Annotated in this window: 1 protein-coding gene; it reads right to left on the reverse strand. The window is 66.9% G+C overall.

Annotated features, from left to right (window positions below; translation table 11 throughout):
- Positions 1-226 precede the first annotated feature (226 nt).
- Entirely contained in the window at positions 227-649 is a 423-nt protein-coding gene (locus tag ACFWBT_RS43085) for an IS5 family transposase (protein ID WP_385710326.1), read from the reverse strand.
- Positions 650-1,221: the final 572 nt, after the last annotated feature.

Below are 1,221 nucleotides of genomic sequence, written 5' to 3' on the forward strand. Positions count from 1 at the left end.
CGCCGAAACCATCACCACTCGCCACAGCTGCTTGACCCGATAGCTGCATGGGGTGTCTTGTCGGCGACGACCTGGTCGGGTCTGCAGCGGGGCCGTCCTCGCAGACGGGGAACGCGCAGGCGGGCCATGACGTCGGTGAAGGCGGGTGCGTCACCGGCCTGTCCGGCGGTGAGGTGGAAAGCCAGCGGCCGGCAGCGGTCGTCGGAGGCGAGATGGATTTTGGTGGTCAGTCCGCCTCGGGATCGGCCGAGGGCGTGATCGTCCGGTTCGTCCGGCCGGTGGATCCCCCTTTTCGGCCGGTGGCGGCGGCGTGCTGGTGGGCGCGGACGATGGTGGAGTCAATCTGGACGAGCCAGTCGATGTCGCCGACGGCGTCGGCGTGGGTCTGGATCTGCTGGAGGGCGTGGGTGAACACGCCGTCCAACGCGTAGCGGCGAAAGCGGGTGTAGACCGTCTGCCACGGCCCGTAGCGTTCCGGCAGGTCACGCCAGGAGACCCCGGTCCGGATCTTGTAAACCATCCCGTTGATGACCTGCCGATCCTCCACACGCGGACGGCCTGTCGCGGCCCGCGGTATGAGCGGAGCGAGTAACTCCCACTCCTGATCGGTGAGTTCATGGCGACGTATCACCCCGCCATGATCTACCACCCGATGATCTTTGAAGACGGATCCTAATGAGCCGTTCCCAACCTCAGCTTGAGGCCTTGGGGACGGGACGGTTTGGACGGGAGTGGTACGGGCGGTCGGCGGCGATGCAGTCGAACGGCAGCAGCGTCCCGTCGCGGATCACGAACGACTTGCGCGCACATGCAGCACCGGGCGGGCAGGTTGCCCTTGCTCGACAACCCATCTACCAGGAGCTTCACCTCTTCCCGAACACGCCCCACACCAACTCACGTCGCTGTCACCAAGGTTGGCAACGGCTCAGTGCCTTGCCGCGTGACCGGGAGTGTCTCGAGCCCTGATGATCGCCGGGGTGCGGGCGAGTCGGATTTGCCCCGTCAGCCGGGCGGGTAGCAACGCCGTGCAGAGCGGCAACCGCTCACCGACACCACCCCCTCCCGTCAGTTGCCGGTCACTGACGGCGTCCTTGGAGCCGGGATACCGACATCTGCGCCGACGACTGTCCAGGTGTCGCCGCCGGCGAGGAGCGCGGCGAGATCGCCCTTGCCGTTCTGCTCGATGGCGGCGTCGAGCTGGTCGGCCATCTGCGTGTCGTA

It is taken from the genome of Streptomyces sp. NPDC060027, from assembly GCF_042737005.1.
GTDB lineage: Bacteria > Actinomycetota > Actinomycetes > Streptomycetales > Streptomycetaceae > Streptomyces.